The organism is Nocardia paucivorans NBRC 100373, assembly GCF_000308675.1.
Taxonomy (GTDB): Bacteria; Actinomycetota; Actinomycetes; order Mycobacteriales; family Mycobacteriaceae; genus Nocardia; species Nocardia paucivorans.
The window spans coordinates 1-578 of record NZ_BAGE01000017.1 but is presented as its reverse complement, the minus strand read 5'-3'; the positions used below and the strand labels follow the sequence as shown (position 1 = coordinate 578).

The window sequence follows — 578 nt, the reverse complement described above, 5'->3', positions numbered from 1 at the left end:
TCGCCCAGCTCGATCCGCAAACCACGCAACTTCACCTGGAAATCGGTACGACCCAAATACGTGATCACACCATCACGACCACGCACCACCAAATCACCCGTGCGATACATCCGCTCACCCCGAACGAACGGATCCGCCACGAACCGATCCGCAGTCAAATCCACCCGACCGTGATAACCACGCGCCACCTGAGCACCGGCCAGATACAACTCACCCGCCACACCCGCAGGAACAGGATGCAACCGCGAATCCAACACATACGCCCGCGCATTCCACACCGGCACACCGATCGGCACCGCACCGACCACCGCCTCGGCAACCGAACCATGCGTGGCATGCACCGTGAACTCCGTCGGACCATACAAATTGAACAACGCCACATCCGACACCCGACGCACCGCCGCCACCACATCACCGGTGAACGCCTCACCCGCCACGAACAACGCCCGCAACGACGCCAACGCCACCGAACCCTCGGCCACACCCGCAGCGAACACACTCAACATCGACGGCACAAACGACGTCAACGACACCCGCTCGGCCTCGATCACCCGCACCAAATACTGCGGATCCCGATG

1 protein-coding gene is annotated in these 578 nt (G+C 61.9%); it reads right to left on the bottom strand.

Going from position 1 to position 578, the window contains the following annotated elements; all coding sequences use genetic code 11:
* Positions 1-578 (bottom strand): AMP-binding protein (locus ON32_RS02600; RefSeq protein ID WP_040788458.1); only part of this gene is annotated, 578 nt, incomplete at both ends.